The sequence below is a fragment of the Mesorhizobium sp. M7A.F.Ca.US.005.03.2.1 genome (genome assembly GCF_003997795.1).
Taxonomy (GTDB): Bacteria; Pseudomonadota; Alphaproteobacteria; order Rhizobiales; family Rhizobiaceae; genus Mesorhizobium; species Mesorhizobium ciceri.
The window spans coordinates 1-2,985 of record NZ_RZRP01000773.1 but is presented as its reverse complement, the minus strand read 5'-3'; the positions used below and the strand labels follow the sequence as shown (position 1 = coordinate 2,985).

Genomic DNA, 2,985 nt, shown 5'->3' with positions numbered 1-2,985 from the left:
GATCGGCGGCCGGCGCATGGCGCTGATCGGGCTCGGCTTCGTCGGCGCGCTGATGGTGGCGCAGCCGACCATGCAAGGCATTTCGGTCTATGCCCTGCTGGCGCTCGGCAACGCAGCCCTTGCAGCGGCGCGCGACCTAGCCGGCCGGCGGGTCTCGGCCGAGGTGCCGGGAATGATCGTGGCGATTTCCGCCGTCGTGGTGGTGCTGATCGGCGCCGGCGCCGCGCATCTTGTTTCCGAGCGCTGGGTCATGCCCGGGGCGCATCACCTGCTGCTGATGGCAGGTGCTGGATTTTTCCTGATCTTCGGCCACTTCTTCATCTTCATGGCCTATCGCGTCGGACCGACCAGCGCCGTGGCGCCGTTCTACTATTGCTTCACCGTCTGGGCGGTCATTTCGGGCCTGCTGGTGTTCGGGCAATTCCCCAACACACTGGCGGTCTGTGGCATCCTGCTGGTCGTCGGCAGCGGGCTGACCATCGTGTCGCTGGATCAGCGCCAGCGCCGGTTGGCCGTCGTCGCCTAGCCTCGTTTCATTGCGGGAACGCCGATCTTTGTTTTCGGCGCCCCGATGCCATAGGCAAGCCACAGCCGGGCATACCGGCCTGAAGCCGGTCTTGCCTTCAGAAACTCGAAACCTCAGACGATCCGCAGGCGCCTAAAGCGTCCGCCTTGCGCTGAACTGATGGTAGGCCCACAGAACAACCACCGCCCCGATGACGGCAACGATCAGGCTGTAGATGTTGAGACCGGTGACGCCCGATGCGCCGAAGGCACTGAAGATCAGCCCGCCGACAATGGCGCCGACGATGCCCAGCACGATATCCATTATGACACCCTGGCCGGTCTTGTTGACGATCTTGCTGCCTATGAAGCCGGCGACCACGCCGAGAATGATCCAGCTGATGATACCCATTTTTTCCTCTCCATCCCCTCGCCAGCCGAACATTTTCATATGATTGTCAAAACCTCAAGCCAGCTTGAAATTCCGCCCGAATGCTTCATTGTTGAGGAGGGGTCGGGCCTTGGTCGCTATGGAGGATCCACGATGGGACTTTTTGACAACGCCGTTCCCGGCGGCAACATCACCAAACCTCTGATGATCGCACTCGGCGCATTGCTGGTCGGCAAGATGCTGAGCGGCAGAAGTGCCGAAGAGCCGGAACAGTCTCCCGCGCCCGCTCCGACCGCCCCCGTCCCGACGGAAACCACATCCGCCGACGGTGGCCTGCTGGGCGGCCTGGGCGGACTGCTCGAAAAGCTCCGGGACGCCGGTCACGGCAACACCGCGGACTCCTGGGTCGGTACCGGCCAGAACCAGTCGATCAACGCCAACGATCTTGGCGCCGCGATCGGACCGCAGATCATCCGCGAGATCGCGCAACGGACCGGACTGGACGAGCAGGAACTACTCAAGCAACTGTCCACCGCCCTGCCCGGCATCGTCGACAAGCTGACGCCGAACGGCCAGGTGCCGCAGCAGCACCAGGTCGCATCCGCGTTCAACAGCTGACGCGGCGCAGCCACGACAATTGGAGCGCTGCGCTTCGTGCGCGGTGCTTCGGCTTGCCGGTGATGGGATGAGTGTCTGGAGCGGGTAGCGGGAATCGAACCCGCATATTCAGCTTGGAAGGCTGCTGCTCTACCACTGAGCTATACCCGCGCCTTACCTGAAGTACCGGATTCATCCGAAAAGCGCCATGCACTTTTCGGTCCGATTCTTGTCGCGTTTCAGGGCTTCCGGGCCGGCAGTGGTGGAGAGGGTTGGATTCGAACCAACGTAAGCTAAGCTAACGGATTTACAGTCCGTCCCCTTTAACCACTCGGGCACCTCTCCAGTCTGCCGCCGGAGCCATGCAACGAGGCATTCACGCCGATCCGGACCCGAGTTATGTGTTCTCCGAAACCAGCGCAGCGCCTTATGGCGGCAAGGCCATTGGGTGTCAACCGCGCAGCCAGCGTTTTTCGATGTTGTTCGCCGGCTGTGACGGCGGGCCATATCCTTGGCCGGAGGACACCGCTATAGAACCAGCCATGAGCGATAAAACCAACACCCCCAAAGACACCCATTACGCCAAGCTGCGCCGCGCCTATCGCGACGAGAAAAGCGGCGGCGCGCCGGCGTTCCGGCCTCGACAGCCGGTTCCGCCGGGCGAAAATGCCGCGGACGGACTGGTGCGGCTCTACGGCCTGCACACGGTTCGCGCCGCACTCGACAATCCGCGCCGCAAGATCAGGAAGATGCTGGTGACGCGCAATGCGGCCGAGCGCCTCGAAATCGCCGATCTCGCCGCCCTGCCCTTCAAGACGGAACTGGTCGAACCCAGGGATATCGACAAGATCACAGGGTCGGATGCCGTGCATCAGGGTGTGCTGATCGAGGCCGAGCCGCTTAAAGCCAAGCGGCTCGATGCGCTTGGTGACGCGAAGCTGGTGCTGGTGCTCGACCAGATCACCGACCCGCACAATGTCGGCGCCATCCTGCGCTCGGCGGTCGCCTTCGGCGCCGGCGCGCTGATCACCACGGCCCGCCACAGCCCGCAGGAATCGGGCGTGCTGGCGAAATCCGCCTCGGGCGCGCTGGAGCACATCGACCAGATCGAGGTGAAGAACCTCGCCGAAGCGCTCGGCCAGCTGCACGAGGCCGGCTTTCGCACCATCGGGCTTGATTCGGACGCGCCGGCCGAACTCGAAAAGAGCTTTGCCGGAGAAAAGATCGCCCTGGTGCTGGGCGCCGAGGGCAAGGGCCTGCGCCAGAAGACCCGCGAGACGGTGACCACGCTGGCGCGGCTCGACATGCCCGGCGCCATCCATTCGCTCAACGTATCGAATGCCGCGGCGATCAGCCTTTACGTGGCACGGGCATTTTTGAAGCGCGGCTAAGCCAAAAAACATCTCGACGAGAAACGGGTCCCGACAGACGTCGGAACCCGTTCTTCGATGGGCCAGGAGTTGGCGGCTTGGGAACGTTGCGCCGCCCTCTCC

Annotated in this window: 4 protein-coding genes and 2 tRNA genes; 3 read left to right on the top strand and 3 right to left on the bottom strand. The window is 63.4% G+C overall.

Going from position 1 to position 2,985, the window contains the following annotated elements:
- Positions 1–526 (top strand): DMT family transporter (locus EN991_RS30035; RefSeq protein ID WP_164769470.1); only part of this gene is annotated, 526 nt, incomplete at its 5' end.
- A gap of 132 nt (positions 527–658) precedes the next feature.
- Here the strand turns inward: EN991_RS30035 and EN991_RS30030 are convergent.
- On the bottom strand, positions 659–916 hold the full coding sequence (locus tag EN991_RS30030) for a GlsB/YeaQ/YmgE family stress response membrane protein (protein WP_013531402.1): 258 nt from the start codon (positions 914–916) through the stop codon (positions 659–661).
- Positions 917–1,048: 132 nt separating this feature from the next.
- Here EN991_RS30030 and EN991_RS30025 point away from each other — a divergent pair, with 132 nt between their 5' ends.
- Positions 1,049–1,513 carry a YidB family protein gene (locus tag EN991_RS30025; RefSeq protein WP_013531401.1) on the top strand — a complete coding sequence of 155 codons (465 nt, stop codon included), beginning with the start codon at positions 1,049–1,051 and terminating at the stop codon, positions 1,511–1,513.
- 76 nt (positions 1,514–1,589) lie between these two features.
- On the opposite strand, the gene EN991_RS30020 is transcribed toward EN991_RS30025, so the two are convergent.
- Together EN991_RS30020 and EN991_RS30015 are read right to left on the bottom strand one after the other, a co-directional pair.
- Positions 1,590–1,663: transfer RNA gene (locus EN991_RS30020), tRNA-Gly, on the bottom strand.
- An 89-nt stretch (positions 1,664–1,752) separates the two neighbouring features.
- Positions 1,753–1,837: transfer RNA gene (locus tag EN991_RS30015), tRNA-Tyr, on the bottom strand.
- 197 nt (positions 1,838–2,034) lie between these two features.
- On the opposite strand from EN991_RS30015, the gene rlmB reads away from it, so the two are divergent.
- The gene (rlmB, locus tag EN991_RS30010; protein WP_027163677.1) at positions 2,035–2,883 is read left to right on the top strand and encodes a 23S rRNA (guanosine(2251)-2'-O)-methyltransferase RlmB; all 849 of its coding nucleotides are present in this window, start codon (positions 2,035–2,037) and stop codon (positions 2,881–2,883) included.
- The last annotated feature ends 102 nt before the right edge of the window (positions 2,884–2,985 follow it).

Coding starts and splice junctions, on each gene's coding strand:
- EN991_RS30030 (WP_013531402.1), bottom strand. CDS start 916: ATGGGTATCATCAGCTGGATCATTCTCGGCGTGGTCGCCGGCTTCATA.
- EN991_RS30025 (WP_013531401.1), top strand. CDS start 1,049: ATGGGACTTTTTGACAACGCCGTTCCCGGCGGCAACATCACCAAACCT.
- rlmB (WP_027163677.1), top strand. CDS start 2,035: ATGAGCGATAAAACCAACACCCCCAAAGACACCCATTACGCCAAGCTG.